The following is a 16455-nucleotide window of genomic DNA, read 5'->3' as shown; positions in this document are numbered from 1 at the left end:
CTCACGGACCTGTCGACCCGCGTGAGACGGCATCGCAGTTAACCCATCCGGGTATCTGTAATTCGACGGAAAGTCCTCCGCGGATCGACGCCATTGGCGACTTTTATTAATGTCGAATAGCGCTATTTATCGCCGCCGCTGGCTGTGAACTCTACGACCCGATATTGCACGACTATTAGCGGTTACCATTCTAGGCGTCCAGGTCGCCATGGTGGGCGTTGGTGTAGTCGGACTGGCGAGGCTGTGGGCATCAATGTCGCCATATTGATCGTTTAATTCGCACAGCACACCTCATGGAGTTTCACCAAAAGTCATGCGCAAGCGCGGGGATATCTCCCTGGCTATCCGGCGGCGGGTGGGCGTGCTACAAAAGTGGGACGAAAGCCGTATTGGGGGACGGCGCGACCGAATGACTGGCCCCCCATACTGCCCAGCGGCATCCCGGGCAACCCAGTAGCGACCGTCGAGGGCGCGTTCAATGGCGTGGCACCCAACGTCGAGGCCAGCGGGCTGGTGGCTGGTGCTGCCGTGGTCCAGCTCGGCGGTACGGACAATGCGCCGATGACGGGCGCGTGACCCAACCCAGCGGAAAGTGCGCCCCCAAACCCGCCCAACCCGCTCACGCCGCCCAGCGGGCCAGCCATCGCATTACCAATCCCACTGGCCGCGACATCTCCTAATGCTTCGCCGGCCGCATTCCCGGCTGTTCCAGCACCCAGCAAACTCAAAAATGGCGCCACCGTATTGCTTGGCATGAAGAAGCCGGACGAAAATATGGTGTTGCCGAGAGTCGAATTCAATAAAGCGCCGAATGTCGTATTATCGCTTGAAAATAAATTCAGCAACCCATTGAGTCCGGTCGTCTCACTCGCAGACCCCGCAGCAAACGGGTTCCATCCCTCCAGTCCGCTGAGCAGAGCCCCGAGACCCGTCGTCGGCGACGAGGACGACGCCGGCGATGCCAGTCCCTGCAGCGCGGTGGGCAACGCGGACATCAGCTGAGACAGGGTGCTCTGCTGGGTCCCGGCTGAGGTGGCGCCGGCTTGAGCCACCGCGGCGGATTGGGCGATCAGCCCGCTCGGGCTGGTGTTCTGCTGCGGCTGAGCGAATTGGCTCAGTCGGGAGGCAGCTGCCGAGGTGCCGGCGTAACCGTACATGGCCATGGCATCCTGAGCCCACATCTCGGCGTACTGAGCCTCGGTGGCCGCGATCGCCGGTGTGTTCTGGCCTAGGACGTTGCTGGCAGTCAGCGCCACCAGCTGAGCGCGATTGGCCGCAATCGCCGGCGGGGGAACCGTGGCGACGAACGCGGACTCATAAGCCCCCGCGGCAGCCTCGGCCTGCACGGCAGTCTGCTCGGCTTGCCCGGCTGCGGTGCTCATCCACGTCAGATATGGCCTGGCCGCAGCTGCCATCGACGCCGCTGCGGGTCCATGCCATTCTTCGCTCGTCAGCGCCGTCAGCACCAAGCCGTACGACAGCGCCGTCGAACGCAGTTCTACGGCCAACCCACGCCAAGCCGACGCGGCGGCCAGCAGTGGCTTGGAGCCAGCCCCGGCATACATGCGCGCGGAGTTGATTTCGGGCGGCAACGTGGCAAAGTCCAGTGCTGCAGTCATCGTTACGCTCCTCGTCTAGCTGGTTGCGATCGCGTTGGCGGCTTCGGTGGCCGCATAGGAATCCGCGCTCGCACCCAAAATCGCGACAAACAGCTCGTGCACTGCCATCGCTTGGGCGCTCGCCGCCTGGTACATCGCGCCGTGTGCGTTGAATTGTGTTGCGATCAAGGCTGATATCGCGTCAGCGGCGGCAGGAAGCAGCCCTGTGGTCGCAGCTGCCGCAGCCGTGTTTTGGGTAGCCATCACGGATCCAACCCTGCTTAGGTGACCAGCCGTCGTAGCTAACGCTTCTGGATAAGTAAAGACAAACGACATCGGACTTCTCCTCACGGAAAGAGACCAAACCCGAAGTTCTGTGGCTACCTCCGGAGCTACTTTCGGCGCAGTTCACTCACACGAATCCGCGAAGCGGAGACGATCGGATCAGATCTTTCGGGGGTAAGCCGATTCAGACTGTGGAAACGGTGCCCGGGTCGGGTCGCAACGAAATGGTCGTCGATTTGGAATACGGACTATCGTCGGGACTCATTTCGCTCTCACCTCCTCACGGCCGAGGCACACGAGGGTGCCGCACATTGCACTGTGGGGAGGACGGCTCGGCACGAAATACCCGAGTACGGCACCCCTCTCGTCAGAGCTTTGGCACCACACGGCGTATCCGGCTCAATCAGAGTCGGAAGCCACTTGGGCTCAACCCTTAATCCGGGAGGAGCTGTCCTGACCCTGGGCGTCTTTCGACGTTCGAGGTCAGTGGCCTATATCCGTGCAGACGCCTCACCTAGCGAGGTGCTTGCACAGGCCATCGTGGCACTCGGGGCAAGGTGAGTCAAGGCAACTGCCAGACGATTGCAACACTGCAGTAGCCCAACACAAATCAGCCGTTCACAGTGGTGCCGCGGATACGAAGTCCAGCGAGACGTTTCAGCTGGAGCCGGCGCAGGTACGCCCGCGACATTGCCGCCGGGCCGCCATAGGCTACGATGACTTCTTCTCGGCCACCGCCGCACTGAGGCCTTCGGCCAGGTCGGCACTGGTCAACTCCTTGAACCGCAGCAGTTGGTCCGTGCTGAATTCGGTGAGGTCGCTGGCCAGCACCGCATCGAGGTCCTCGTCGTCGAGGCGGAAACTACGGTGGTCGCGGGCCTTCTCCACTACATTGCGCACGAAGCCGGCATTGCCGAGCATGTCGATACCCCGAATCAGATCTCCGTCTTCGGAATAGGTCTCGTCCAGGTAGAACTTGGTGTACGACGGCAACAGCACCTGTGCCTCTTGCTCAGTGATGACGTCTTCGTTCTCCTGGCCCATCAATTGGGTCAGCGCGATCAACTCTTCGGGGGTGTAACTGAAGAACTCGATCACCGTCGAAAACCGCCGTCGCAGACCCTGATTCACCTCGAGCATTTTATCCATCGCCTTGGCGTAGCCCGCTCCGAACACCACCAGCTCGTCGCGATGGTTCTCCATGTACAGCAGCAGCGTATTGATAATCGCATTGCCGTAGGGGTCTCCTTGGGTGTAGCCCTTCTCGTGCAGGGTGTGCATCTCATCGAAGAAGACCGCTCCACCCAACGCACCCTCAAGCATCTCCTCGGTGTTCTTCTCCGCATCGGCCATATACCGACCCAGCAGCTTGGTGCGGCTTGTCTCGACCACGAGCGGCTTGCGCAGCACGGTCAATCCGCACAGCTGCTTAGTGAAAGCGCGTGCTACCGAGGTCTTCCCGGTACCCGGTGGTCCAAGCAACAAGGTGTGGCGCGATGTCACCGGTACCGGCAAACCCATTTTGGCGCGGGCCAAGTTCACCTTTGTCGTCGACTTGATGAGTTTGATTTCCCGCTTGGCTTGTTCCATGCCCAGCATCGCGTTGAGCTCGGCATCCCCTTCCGCCAAATACTTTGTGGCCATCTCCGCGTGGCGGGCGGCCTCGGTCTGCGCACGGGTCGGAGCGCTGTCTGGATCCCACGGATCAGTGCGGGCCTCAATTGTTTCCGGGTCAGTCAGTATCAGCCGGAAGTTGGGGTTATCCAACGCTTCTCGAGCCGGGGTGAACTTCGCGTCCCGCGAATACACCCGGCGCAATAGCTCGACAGCTTCGTCGTCGCGACCGACGTGTCGTAAGCACATGCCTTGGGTGTACAAAGCGATGTTGGCCGCGCCGGGCACGCGGTCCCCCTCGATTGCTTCCTGGCCACGCCGGAACGCTTCTTCAAAAACCCCAAGCGACGCCAGCGCCGAAGTGGCCATTGCCGCGCCCGCGGCTTTCAGCTCGGGGTGACGCCACTGCTTTCCCTCGGGAAATTGGGTAAGCACGTCCGGCCAACGCTTGGTTCGGAAGTGCAGCACCCCCCGCACATAGTTGACTAGCTCGGCGTCGAAAGGGTGCCGCGGCTCGATGCCCTCAAGCAGTTTGGCCGCATCCTCGTAGCGTTTCGCCTCGGCGAGCACGGCGGCATAAGCGCAAGCCAACGACTCCACGCTGGTTACCGCTAGTCGTAAAAACAACCCGTCGGACACTTCGGGACGGAACTGCAAATCGGTGACCCCAAGGCGACGCGTCTCCCAGCCGAACGTCCTGACTGAACTCCATGCGCCGACCAGCACCTCGATGCTTTGATCACCGGCCAATATTCGCGCCAGCCAAGCATCACACATCCCTGGATCAAGGGTGGTGGCCGTCTTGAACATTTGCGACGCAACCTGCGGGTTGTGGCTGGGCTGCAGTCCGTTGACGGAGATCCCCGACGCGAGCAGCCCGGCGACCATAGCGTTGCGGGCATCTTCGGCGGTTGACTGTGGGCGGGTCATTGCCCTGCAGGTAAGCTCGCTGAGCTTTCCCGCACCTGCCCCACCGGCAGCACCAGCTCGTCACGATCGCTCAACTCTCGGCTGGGCACGACCAATACGGGCCGGGCCGCCGGCGCCGGCAAGCTAGCGCGCACCGCGGCTAATTGGCGGCCGGTCAGGCGGTTGAGTCCGCTCCATGTCTCCTTGGCCAATCGGCTGTCGCTGTGGTAACGCACCCACGCCGAAAGCCGGGGTCGGCCACCGCGACTGGTGAGACGGATCGTGATCACGGTGGCCCCAACGTCGGGGAGGTCAGGCAGCCACAGCTCATCCAGTGTCTCGGAATCGATGTCGGACGGCGTCACCCAGAAGCTAGTCGCGAACCCATTGAAGTGCTTGAGATGGCGCCATCCCGGGCGGCTCCACGTTGGTTCCAGATCGGCCAGCACGGCACTGTCGACCTCGGCCAGCTCGTCGGCGGTTAACGGCCGGGCCGCACAGTCTTGTCCGTCGAGATCTTGGGCGAGTCGCTCGGTGGCCGCCACCAACGTCGAAGCCAGCGAATCCCGGGCAGCCACCGCGGCGACGTTGCGCTGCGGGTTCATCCGTAACACCAGCCAGGTGCGGCGTTGATAGGTGGGCGGGCGATCACTCACCAGCCCCCATTCTTCGGGCCCCCAGTCATCGAGTGCTGAAAGTTCGGCCGCGTTGCCGCCGCGGCGTATCTTCACCGAGACAATGTCGATGCCATCGAGGTGGATATCGAACTGCCGCAGCCCATCGGCAACGGCTTGTACCGATAAACTTGCCGGCGTTGTCCGGTGCCGATGTCGCCCCGTTGGGTCGTCCTCACCATCGTCCACGGCGATCACTGTCGCGAGCCGGCCTTTGTACTCACGCACCCCAACCGTGTCGCGTCCGAAGCGGCGGTGGTGATCGATCGCGGGCGTACACCCCGCCGCCAGCGCGGCGCCAGGATCGGCAGACCAATCCCACACCCACGTGGCCACACCCGACGCCAGCGTGATGCCGCGGTAGCTGACTAACGCCAGCACCATGATCACGGCGGCGATTCCAACACCTACCCACCACGCGACATGATGACCGGCCTGCCATGACTCCGGGACGTGGCTCGCCAACACGAGGACGACAATATCGATCACAAATACCGTCGTGACACGCGGCCACGACAAAGCCAACCCCAACCTGCGCTGAGCCTTCATTACCGCTCCGCCTTCATCGCTGCTTTCGCGTTCGCCGCACCAGCATCGCTGTACCGAACGCCGCGCCGCCTATCAATACTGCTGCGGTCAGTCCTCCGGCGGCCACCCACACAGGCACCATATCGCGGTGGGCAGGCGGCTTGGGCAGATTCAGCGGTGACGACAGCTGCGGCGGCGGCTTTGCCGGGCCTTCGGGTACGTCCCACGTCAGTGCGGCTAACGGGTCGACAATGCCATAGCCAACCTGGTTATCCACGCCGCGAGCCGGCGGCCTAGCCGTGTGGATCAACCGGTTTATCACCTGGTACGCCGTGAGCTGGGGGTATCTCCCACGCACGAGCGCGGCCACCCCTGACACAATCGCGGCCGAGAAGCTGGTACCAGCCGGCACCAGCAACGTATTGTCTGGACCGTCAATCGCATTGATCAGGCCGTCATCACGCGGTGAAAGGCCGATAATGTCGGTTCCCGGCGCCGCGATCGACACCCACGGTCCAGCGATGCTCGTTTGGGTCAGCGGCTGACCATTCGAATCGACTGCGCCAACGGTCAGCACGTAGTCGTTGAACCAGGAGGGCGTGACGACTGTAGTAACACCGTTCCAGTCGCGGGGATCATTCGGCTGTAAAGGATCAAACAGCGGGTTCTGCTTGCAGTCCTTCTTGCTGCTGTCGCCGGCAGCGGCAACGATGACGGCGTTCTTATCGACCGCCGCATAGCGGACGGCCGCTCCCAGCGCGCGCTGATCGATGATATTGCGCGCACTCATGCACGTGACGTCGGAAATGTTGATCACCGTGGCGCCCATGTTGGCGGCATGCACGATGGCCCGCGCCATGGTTTGGACGTAGTCAATTTTTTGCGATGTCTGCGGATCTTCGTCGCCGGTGTACGAGTCCTTAAGGCCAAAGGCCTGGCTTGACTGGCGGATCGAGATGATGTCGACATCGGGAGCGATCCCGCTGTATGCGTCGGGGCGCGACGCAGGCGCCGGCGGCGGTGACGGCGGGTTAAGCGCCGGGTCGCGTGGGCGCGGGTTGGTCGGGTTGGCCGGGTTGTCAACGGCCTCTACCTGTCGGCCGCCCGAGTAGCTGGGTATTGTCACCGTGCCGCCGCCCCGGCTGCCTGACGGAGCCTGCTGGCCAGGTGGCGGTGGCGGTGGCGGTGGCAAGCCCGGAGGCGGCGGACCCTCTTCCGGGGGCGGGGCCGGAACAACCGTCACGGTCTGAGGTAGTGGCGACAAGGTCACAGTCTGCGGCGGTGGCGGCTTCTCGGTGGTGGGAATGGTGACAGGTCTGCGCGGTGCCGCGGGCACCGGCGCGCCGGTCGCCGGCGCCGCGCCGATCATCGACGCCACGATGGTCCCGTGGGCGTCGCAATCTGACAGCCCATCGCCCCCCGCCATCACATAGTCGCCACCGGCGATCAGGTGCGGGAACCTGGGGTGCGGAGTCACGCCGGTGTCGATGACGGCTACCTTCTGCCCACCGCCGCGACCGAATTCCCATACTTCGGACATGTTCAGCATGTCCATATACTTTGGCGGCAGCCGAAAGTCAGTGCCGGGCAACACCCCGACCTCGGTGCAGTAGGAGTTCTGTTTCATCGGTGCGGCCGGGCCGGGCGGACCGTCCGGCGGCACCGCGCCTGGATCAATCGTCGGAGGCGAAATCGCATACGCTGGCGGCAAACCAGCAAATGCACCCGAGGTAAGTAACGCTACTGCGACGAGCGCGCGGGGCACGCAACCGCGTCGCGCCCTCTTACTACCGGTACCGGATCGCGGCATAGACATCCATCAACCACAATGCCAGCGGGAAAATAGGCATCAAGCACAAGTATTCGATCCATTCCACAAGCTTGCGGAACAGCGGGCTATAGATCGTGTTGGGTACGACCGCCGCAGCTGTCAGCCCCGCGGCAGGCAGCAGAACCAATATTGCCGCCCCGATCGACACCGCCAACGGCGACGACAACACCAGCGCGTACCGCACCACCACCGCCGCGACGATGAGTACCGCCGTCGCTGCCAACGTGATCGCTTGCCAGCGGTCGACATACGAGCGGCCCCGCAGCAGCAGGAAACCCGAGGTAAACCCTGCTAGCAACAGCGGCAGCCAGCGCTGCCCGGCGTGCGGATTGCTCAACGCGGTGAGTGAAATTACCAGCAACACGCCCAGCCCCAGGAGCAAACCTGACAAATAAGACCGGGCACGCTCGGCTTGCAGCAGCACATCACGCACCGAGGCCGGCCCCTCCAATACTGGCGGGCCTCCGTCGGAGCGCACCACTGTGGTGGGCAGATCGGGTCGCGCTTCAAACACCCACCGGCTGGTGGCCGACGGGAACACCGGTAGCCGAATGCCGGCCAGACGGCGGGACAGCGCTGGTGCGCAGTGGTAGAGCAGCACGCAGGCCAGCACCACGCAGGACAGCAGCGTCACCGCGCTGGTCATCGCGACCATCCGTGCCAGGCTCGCGATCGCCGCCACCACGCAAATAGTGATAATTGCGGTGTAAATACCGAGTTGGCGACCGGTGAACCGCAGGGCCAGCATCACGGCAATCGAGAGCACCCCGAAACCCAACACCGCGTGGGGGGACCCCAGCGGGCCAGGTGGCGCGGCCGCTGCGGCCACAGTTACCGGTGCCATCCCACTCAGTAGCAAGATGTCACCAGCGCGTCGATCCTCGCGGGTAGTGGCCCGCATCAGCATCAGCGTGGACACCGCCAATACCAGCAGCGCAATCACCGCGGCGTAGATGACCGACAACCAAGAATTGTGGTGCCAACGCCACCAGCTCAGCAAAGCTGACGCAGCCACCACCCCGGTCGCTACCATCGACGCGCCGACCTGCACGGCAACGATCGGGTCAATCGCGGCGAACCGCTTGCTGAGATTTGCCGAGACCGCGGTGGAGATGTGCTCGATCACCTGTGATCGACGCTCGGTGTCGGGGATGAACCGAATCCACAGTCGGTCGCCGTCGTAGACATCTTGCTCGGTCAGCGATTGGGTGGGCCGTAACGGCGTGCCGTCAATCAGGCACAGTGCCCACCTGCCGCGCCCGGTCGGCTCAAGTGTGCCTTCGCCAAGCTCGCGCAGCCGACTGTTGACTACTTTCAGCAGTGGGTCGGTCATCACTGACACCGGGGCGTTGGCATCAAGGAGAACGCCGATCTGGGCGCCTTCGCCGGCCATGATGCCAACTACGACCGCACGGGGCGACGAAACACCCTCGATGTCGGTCTGTGGCGCGTCAGCTACCGCGGTCATCGTTCTGCACCCCCTGATGTGGTGAATGTGGTTTCCCGCGCCTCTGGCCGCGCGGGGGCTGCGCACCTGCACGTGCTGAGGCGCCGCGGCTCCCTGGGAGGTGCGGCGCGACCAGTTCCGAACCCATTTGCCTCGCCTTGCGGTTAGTGGTTGGCGTCACACTACTTTTTCAATTTTGCTGCCGATTATAAGGTAGTATGCACGGTTTATTTCTTGACTGCATACGTTAGTCAAACACGTTGTGGCATTTTGTATTTCGCAGTCGACGTCAGACCCTGCTGTGAGTTTTCCAGTCACCGTAAGGCAGCGTGTCCAACACGGTTTTCACACCCACCTGCACTAGTTGCGGGGTGGCCGGGCAGATCGCTAGCCACGCCTCACCCGAACCCGCTGTCCGGGCTTGTTGATAAAGCGCGATACGCCCACCGGAACCGTCCTTTAGCGATAACACCGAGGCGCTGGGCCCCTTGGCATCGTCACGGTACTGTCGCGCATACACCGCAACCTCGGCCGCGGGGTCTGACAGCGCCTGGCCCAGCGCGGCCACCGTGGCGGCGCTGATGCCCATACGCCGGAGATCTCCACCGGAGAACACGTTAAAACCCGAGTCCTGCCACGACTTTGTCGCTTCCAGCATTTCTTCTAGCGGCACGTTGACCGCGTTGATCGCCGCGGGATCCGCGTGGTGAATCGATTCCAGACCATCCATCACTAGAGAGGTGATCGATGCGCTGTCCGCGACGGCGACGTCGTCAACGGTGATGTCGTTGCCAACCCGAACCGCTGACACCCAGTGCGGGCCACGGCGAGCCAACACCACCCGGAACTCGTTGTCGGGGATATCACGCGAACCCGGTGGTTGGTTCTCGTCGTCGACAACTCCGTAGAGCAGCTTTCCCCGCGACAACAAAGCAACGACTTCAAGGTCGGGTGCGGCGAGAACCCGCAGTCGAGCCGCGACATGCTCATTCACCTCGTTATTGACGACGATGCCCTGCTCGCGCATGACCGCCATCCCGGGGTGTTCATTCAGCCAGTCGTTGGAGTCGGTCGATACGAACGGCCTGCACCGCAGCTCCGGCGCGACGTGTCGAATGTCCAGGAGTGCCTGGAGCATCCAGAAGCCATCAACGTTGACAGTGATATCCGTGCGGGTGCTCTGTTGGTCCATCAGTACCTCGGGGGGTCGACGTGGTCGGACATTGCAACACGCGGCAGCACACCGGCGGTGGTGTGCTGCCGCGCTTTGAGGATAGGTGTTACGCCCAGCTGGCGCCGACGGCGCTATCGGTGCTGGCCATGCTGCTACTGGCACCGCCCCAAAAGTCCCCGGCAGCAAGCACATCGCGGATGATGGCCTGATGCTCGGCTTCCAATGATGCGGCCTGTGCCCGGATGGTGGCACCATGGGCGTCGACGTCGCCGAACTGGTAACTGATCATATCGTGTTCTCCTAATGGCTAAAGGGTACGCAGCCGCGGCTTTCTGCGCTAGCTGCCGAGGGCCCGCTGCGAGGCGTCCTCTTGTTGCTCGTAGTTGTTGGCGTCGCGCACCAGGCCGTCGCGCACCCCGTGCAGCATGTTCACGATGTTGCGAAACGCCTGATTCATCTGCCCCATGGTGTCGTACGAGGTTGCCTGCGCGGTCCCGCTCCAGCCGGCACCTGCGATGTTCAGCGACGACGCCCACATCTTGCGGGCCTCGTCTTCGACCGTCTGGGCGTGCATCTCAAAACGGCCCGCCATATCCCGCATCGCGACCGGATCGGTCATAAAACGTGGTGCCATGTTCGCTATCTCCCAATCGCTGAATTAGTTAAGTCGTTGTTGTGATGGACGGCGGCGGCCGGATCGATTACGCGCGGCACAACCGCCGACCCGAATATTTAAGGATGATCCCCCCTTATCTTTATCTTTCAGCCGGCCGCCACCGGACGTCGTACCGCGGTGAAACGCGGGGCGGACCCTGACCACGGTTTCCGAGTTGACGGAGTCCTCGTGGTTCTTCGGGGCGCGATGGCCGCCCGCCCCTTAATTGCCAGCCCGGTCAGCCGGCAGCGGCCGCGTTGGCGGCCTCGGTAGCAGCGTAAGAGACTGAATTGGTATTCAGGTTTGTCACGAGCGACTCGTGAATTTGCGCTGCCAAAGCACTAACCGCCTGGTACATCTGGGCGTGCGCGGCGAACTGAGCCGCCGTTAGCACCGACACCTCATCGGCGGCTGCTGGCACCACACCCGTCGTTGGTGTCGCCGCAGCCGCGTTCTGAGCGCTCATAGCCGTGCCGATAGCCTGGAGGTTTCCGGCGGCGGCGGCCAAAGCCTCGGGCTGTGTAGTCACAAACGGCATGGCTGTTCCTCCTCTAAATATCCCCAGCAACCGCTCTCTGCCGAGAGTAGATGACTGTTTCGCCAGAAGCTGTTTTCAAGGCCACCTGTTCACAACTGTTCATGGGACGACACCACAAATTCACCTTCGGTAACGCCACGGTAACAGCGGCCGCCCCCGTTTGCAGTCGGCTCAAGACGATTAAAACCAAACCTGTGAATAAATTACGGTCTGAGCAATCAAAAGCACGCTGGTCAGGGCATTTCGGGTAGCAACGGTTGTAGCGCTCCAGCAAAAATCGGACCGCTGATTAATGCGCGGCAGGACCGTCCAGCAACGGCCTGAACGGGTGGGTACCGCGCGGTATCCCTAGGAGCGATAAACGCGCAGGCGACTTTGTCAGGCCGGTTATCCGCAGCAATTACTGACGTTGGACTTTGCGCGGTTATCCGGCGAAGGGCGGACGGGCCATGACAGTGGGGCGGAATCCGTATCGGGGGCCAGAGCCGGCCGCCCCGGCACCCATACCGGCCAGCGGCATCCCGCCCAGCAGATTCCCCGCCCCGCCGGACTCCGGGGCGGCGTTGATCGTGCTGATCGGTAACGGAGCAGGCGCGTGTGCCCCCGGTAGTGGTCCGCTCCACACCGACGGAACCGACAGACGCCCGACCGAGGCCGCATTGCCCAGCCCCGCCGATATCGGTCCCCCGCCGCCACCACCGCCAAGCAACCCGCCTAAGCCGCCCAACCCCTTGGCAGCACCCCCGGCCCCGGCCGCCGGCGCCGCCCCACCAATCAACCCCACAGTCTTTGCGGTCTGAACAAAGTTGTTGGCCATACCGACACTGAAGTACGGCAAACCCTCGGTGTTATAGAAGAAGCTTGCATACGGCGTATACGCCGTCAAAAACGCCTCAAGGCTAGACGGGAAAGTGGTGGTACCGAACAGTATCTGCCACAGCGGCGACAGCGGACTCGTCGAGGACCCTAACGAACCCAATTCGGTCTGGATGGGTTGGGTAATGGGCGCCGCGAGACTGCTCAGCGTACTGGTGATCTGGGTCAGTAAGCTGTTCAGCGTTTGCTGGGCTGTGCCAGCCCAGGTGCCGGTGGCCGCGCTCGCCGCGGCCATCTGGACGTCCTGAGCAGCAGGACTAGTGATCTGCGGCGCCGCGGTAAACGGGGTCACCGCCGAGGCCGTCGCCGAGCTGCCGGCATAGCTGTACATCGCCGCGGCATCTTGAGCCCACATCTGACCGTATTGGGCCTCCAGGGCCGCAATCGCCCCGGTGTTTTGCCCCAACACGTTGCTCGACAACAACTGCGCCACCTCAGCACGGTTGGCCGCGATCAGCGGCGGGGGCACCACCGAGGCAAACGCGGCCTCAAAAGCCGCCGCGGCCGCCCTCGCCTGCATGGCCGCCTGCTCAGCCTGCGCCGCCGTGGCATTAATCCACGCCAGATACGGCGTGACCGCCTCAGCCATCGAAGCCGACGCCGGCCCCAACCACTCCTCGCTCGAAAGCGCGGTCACCACCTGCTCATAACCCATAGCCACCGAATTCAACTCAGCAGCCAACGCATTCCAAGCCGACGCTGCAGCCATCATCGGCGCCGAACCCACACCCGAGTACATTCGTCCAGAATTGACCTCAGGCGGCAACGCGCCAAAATCAATCGCCATACCCTGCCCCTTAACCAGCCACGACCACATTGGCTGCCGCAGCAGCCGCCAACACGTCCCGCCGGGTAGTCACAACCGACATGCCATCTCCCTCTTGCTAATCCTCTAGCTCAAAGAGCCCCGGGGACTTGGTTATTCATGACGCTAGTTGGGTCGCTCGTAGCACTGCCGCTGTCGCGACCAACTGTTCATTCCCGAACGACTATTGTTTACCTGCCGGTCCCCCGAGCCTTCCCGCAATCCGGTTGTAGGTGCCGTCTTTTGACAAGTGTCGAACATCCTTTCGGTGGTGTGGTCGCGATCGGGTTCTGGCTGACGGGTTATCACTGGATTCATGGCGTTATCCGGCCGACGGCGGGCGGGTAATCACGTTCTGGCGGAACCCGTATCGGTGGGTAAAGCCCGCGGCAGCGCGCCGCCCACCGCCACCCATCGGCAGTCCCCGTAGCAGACCCCCAGCTCCGTTTGGCGAACTACTGGATACATAGTTGACGGCCGCCGCCTGGGCGGCCGACTGTTCCATCGATCCAGGCGACGCGCTCCACGTAGGAGGCACCGACATTAGTCCAATCCTGTTGGCGGAGGCCAAACTTGCCGACGCCTGCCCACTCCCGCCCAGGCTGAAGCTGGCAAACTGCGGCGTCGAGTACCAAGCCCCGCCCGAGCCTGCCGTCGTCCCGGCGCCAAACGTCAACTGCTGTCCGATCGAGCCGAAAAACTGTGGTATGCCCAGACCGAAATACGAAAGCCCCAGGGTACGAGCGATGGCAGTCCGTTGATTGGCGGGAATCGAGCCCAGCAACTGCACAATCGGATGAGATTTCAACTCACCGGAAAGAGTCGATACCGACGACGAAAGCTGTTGCAGCAGTTGAGGCACCGCCGACGCGCTGATCAGGTCCGAAGTCGCCGACGACGCCGTCTGCCCGCCGGCGCCGGCCGGCGTGGCCGCGGCGTTAGCAACCGCCGCTGACTGTGCAACCAGTCCGGATTGGTCGGCGCTCTTCGCCGGTGCAGTGAACGGGCTCAACTGCGAAGCAGCCGCCGACGAGCCAGCATAGCCATACATCGCGGTGGCGTCCTGAGCCCACATCTCGGCGTATTGTGCTTCGGTGGCCGCCATCGCCGGCGTATTCTGGCCGAAAAAATTGGTCGCAATCAGCGCCATCAACAACATCCGATTTGCTGCGATCACCGGCGGGGGCACCGTCATCACAAACGCCGTCTCATAAGCGGCCGCGGCAGCCCGCGCCTGCACACCGGCCTGCTCAGCCAACCCCGCCACTGCGCTAAGCCACGCTATATATGGCGTCGCCGACGCCACCATCGAGCGCGACGCCGGACCCAGCCACGGCGAGTTCGTCAACTCCGAAACCACCGACCCATAGCCACTCGCCGTCGAACTCAATTCAGCCGCCAACCCGTCCCAGGCCGCAGCAGCGGCCAACATAGGCCCCGAACCCGCACCGGTATACATCCGACCCGAATTAATCTCCGGCGGTAACGCCCCGAAATCCAACACCACCCCTCCTTAACCCCCTTAGCCGACCGCGATCCCGCAGGCGGTCTCGGCTATCCCCGTGCTGATCGGCGCGATCCCCAGCGTTCTCACGAACTCGCACTCAATCGTCACCCGTTGGCCCCTGACGTCAAGCAGCAGCCCGGCTTGTCAAGCAAGCCGCGGATCTTGCGGATACTTATCGTTCGGTGGCCAGGTCCCGACTACGGGCAGCAAATGCAACCGCAAGACGTGCCTTCTTCCTCAAAACCGTTGAGCGCGAACCGTAATCAACTACAGCTGATTCGTACCGAACAGCCGCACACGAGACTCTAAGGGGCAAAACGGGCCTCGGCCGCTGGCGATGCCAAGTATTCATGCAGCACAAACCACTGTTAAGCCGCTGTTAAATTTTCGGATCGGTTCAGCCATGGCTACCTGCATAACGCGTAGCGTCCAGATGGCCCATTGGAAGCCGACTCGATCAGTCTGCTTCGAGAATGAGCGCCATTTCTGGGCAAGCGGCGACGCCATCTCGGATCAACTGTGCGTCCTCCGGCCGTACCTCGTGCTCCTCAAGGGTCGAATAGCCCGAGTCGTCGATCGGGAACAGTTGCGGATCAACGGCGTAGCACTGCGCGTGCCCCACGCACCTGGACTGTTCGAGACGAACCTTCACGGGTTTCCTCCCTCGCGCACATCGGACAGACGTCAGATCCGGCCATATTGGTCAATACGTAGATTAGCTGTTCGGCAAGCCTTGCGGCGGCGGCTCGCTTATTGGCAGTGTCATCACGGCATGGCTGCGTCGGCGACCGCGAAGCAAAGAACGGACAAACGAAAGACATGAGCACCTTCGGCGAAGGCCAGCGGGGCACATTTCACCTACCGCGGCTTGAATTTTCGACATTACCGATGACCACCGACAGAGGTGCGGGATGGAAGACACTGCGCGACGCAGGGCCGGTGGTTTTCATGAACGGCTGGTACTACCTCACGCGTCGCGAAGACGTACTCTCCGCACTACGCGATACGAAAGCTTTCTCCTCGAGGGAGGCGCTGCAACCCCCCGGAAATCCACTGCCGGTGCTTCCGTTGGCATTCGACCCGCCGGAGCACACAAGGTACCGAAAGATCTTGCAGCCCTATTTCAGCCCGGCCGCCTTAAATAAGGCGCTGCCAACATTGCGCGGCCACACTGTCGCCATGATCGATGCCATCGCCAGCCTGGGCGAGTGTGAGGCGATGGCCGATTTCGCGAAGCTGTTCCCCTTTCAGCTGTTCCTTGTTCTTTATGGACTATCGGTGCAGGATCGTGACCGCCTGATTGCCCTGAAAGACGCCGTCATCGGCATGTCGGACAAGCCGTTCCCCTCCGAAGCTGACATTGCTGCGCAGCGGGAACTGCTCGAGTATTTCGTGGACGCAATTGCCGAACGCAAGCGGAATCCGAGGCCGGATGTGTTGTCGCAGGTTCTCATCGGCGAAGACCCGCTCAGCGAGATCGAGGTGTTGGGCTTGAGTCACCTGTTAATACTGGCTGGGCTGGATACTGTGACGGCGGCCGTGGGTTTCTGCCTGCTCGAACTCGCGCATAGACCACAGCTGCGCACGATGCTTCGTGACAAACCCAAGCAGATCAGGGCCTTTATCGAAGAGATCGTCCGACTCGAGCCGTCGGCACCGGTGGCTCCTCGCATCACCACCGAGTTCGTCAACGTCGGTGGAATGACGCTGCCCCCAGGCTCACCAGTGCGGTTGTGCCTGGCCGCGATCAACCGCGACGGCACCGACGAAATATCTACCGACGAGTTGGTTATGGACGGAAAGGTGCACCGGCACTGGGGGTTTGGCGGTGGGCCACACCGATGCCTGGGGTCACATTTAGCACGTCTGGAACTCGCCCTCGTTATCGATGAATGGCTGAAGAAAATACCCGAGTTCGAACTGGCTCCGGGTTACCTGCCCGAAATTCAATTCCCGTCGAAGTCCTTCGCGCTCAAGGCATTGCCGCTGCGCTGGAGCTAGTCAAGTGCCAGTA

General features: G+C 62.5%; 13 protein-coding genes, 1 pseudogene and 1 riboswitch. Of the genes and pseudogenes, 1 reads left to right on the top strand and 13 read right to left on the bottom strand.

Annotation, left to right across the window (positions count from 1 at the left end; genetic code table 11):
- Window positions 1-341: 341 nt before the first annotated feature.
- The 13 genes and pseudogenes from B586_RS10415 to B586_RS10355 all read right to left on the bottom strand — a co-directional run bounded on the left by B586_RS10415 (window position 342) and on the right by B586_RS10355 (window position 15093).
- A complete protein-coding gene (locus B586_RS10415) occupies window positions 342-1619 on the bottom strand; it encodes a PPE family protein (protein ID WP_054880005.1) in 1278 nt (425 codons plus the stop codon).
- A 15-nt stretch (window positions 1620-1634) separates the two neighbouring features.
- A complete protein-coding gene (locus tag B586_RS10410) occupies window positions 1635-1934 on the bottom strand; it encodes a PE family protein (RefSeq protein ID WP_054880006.1) in 300 nt (99 codons plus the stop codon).
- 301 nt (window positions 1935-2235) lie between these two features.
- Window positions 2236-2412, bottom strand: a riboswitch (M-box (ykoK) riboswitch).
- A 182-nt stretch (window positions 2413-2594) separates the two neighbouring features.
- Window positions 2595-4427 (bottom strand): type VII secretion AAA-ATPase EccA, encoded by a 1833-nt coding sequence (eccA, locus tag B586_RS10405; protein WP_054880007.1) that lies wholly within the window; start codon window positions 4425-4427, stop codon window positions 2595-2597.
- Window positions 4424-5629: a type VII secretion protein EccE gene (gene eccE / locus B586_RS10400; RefSeq protein ID WP_054880008.1), complete on the bottom strand. Its 1206-nt coding sequence runs from the start codon at window positions 5627-5629 to the stop codon at window positions 4424-4426. Before eccE ends, eccA begins: the two co-directional genes overlap by 4 nt.
- A gap of 13 nt (window positions 5630-5642) precedes the next feature.
- Window positions 5643-7418: a type VII secretion-associated serine protease mycosin gene (gene mycP, locus B586_RS10395; RefSeq protein ID WP_054880009.1), complete on the bottom strand. Its 1776-nt coding sequence runs from the start codon at window positions 7416-7418 to the stop codon at window positions 5643-5645.
- Window positions 7396-8907, bottom strand: coding sequence for a type VII secretion integral membrane protein EccD (gene eccD, locus B586_RS10390; protein ID WP_054880010.1), 1512 nt, complete (start codon window positions 8905-8907; stop codon window positions 7396-7398). The genes mycP and eccD overlap by 23 nt, the downstream gene beginning before the upstream one ends.
- A 268-nt stretch (window positions 8908-9175) precedes the next feature.
- On the bottom strand, window positions 9176-10078 hold the full coding sequence (locus B586_RS10385) for an ESX secretion-associated protein EspG (RefSeq protein ID WP_047314212.1): 903 nt from the start codon (window positions 10076-10078) through the stop codon (window positions 9176-9178).
- Window positions 10079-10211: 133 nt separating this feature from the next.
- Window positions 10212-10349 (bottom strand): annotated as a pseudogene (locus B586_RS10380) (WXG100 family type VII secretion target); the annotation flags it as partial.
- Window positions 10350-10397: 48 nt separating this feature from the next.
- A complete protein-coding gene (locus B586_RS10375) occupies window positions 10398-10694 on the bottom strand; it encodes a WXG100 family type VII secretion target (RefSeq protein ID WP_047314214.1) in 297 nt (98 codons plus the stop codon).
- A gap of 259 nt (window positions 10695-10953) precedes the next feature.
- On the bottom strand, window positions 10954-11253 hold the full coding sequence (locus tag B586_RS10370) for a PE family protein (RefSeq protein ID WP_047314215.1): 300 nt from the start codon (window positions 11251-11253) through the stop codon (window positions 10954-10956).
- Window positions 11254-11677: 424 nt separating this feature from the next.
- On the bottom strand, window positions 11678-12910 hold the full coding sequence (locus tag B586_RS10365) for a PPE family protein (RefSeq protein WP_082607737.1): 1233 nt from the start codon (window positions 12908-12910) through the stop codon (window positions 11678-11680).
- Between the two features lie 346 nt (window positions 12911-13256).
- Window positions 13257-14435 carry a PPE family protein gene (locus tag B586_RS10360; RefSeq protein WP_211141622.1) on the bottom strand — a complete coding sequence of 393 codons (1179 nt, stop codon included), beginning with the start codon at window positions 14433-14435 and terminating at the stop codon, window positions 13257-13259.
- A gap of 463 nt (window positions 14436-14898) precedes the next feature.
- Complete coding sequence (locus B586_RS10355) at window positions 14899-15093, bottom strand: ferredoxin (protein ID WP_047316130.1); 195 nt, start codon at window positions 15091-15093, stop codon at window positions 14899-14901.
- A gap of 167 nt (window positions 15094-15260) precedes the next feature.
- Between B586_RS10355 and B586_RS10350 the strand changes: the two genes are divergently transcribed.
- On the top strand, window positions 15261-16442 hold the full coding sequence (locus B586_RS10350) for a cytochrome P450 (protein ID WP_054880011.1): 1182 nt from the start codon (window positions 15261-15263) through the stop codon (window positions 16440-16442).
- The last annotated feature ends 13 nt before the right edge of the window (window positions 16443-16455 follow it).

Origin of the sequence: Mycobacterium haemophilum DSM 44634 (genome assembly GCF_000340435.2) — a bacterium.
GTDB classification, from domain to species: domain Bacteria; phylum Actinomycetota; class Actinomycetes; order Mycobacteriales; family Mycobacteriaceae; genus Mycobacterium; species Mycobacterium haemophilum.
This window is presented reverse-complemented; position numbering and strand designations above follow the sequence as displayed.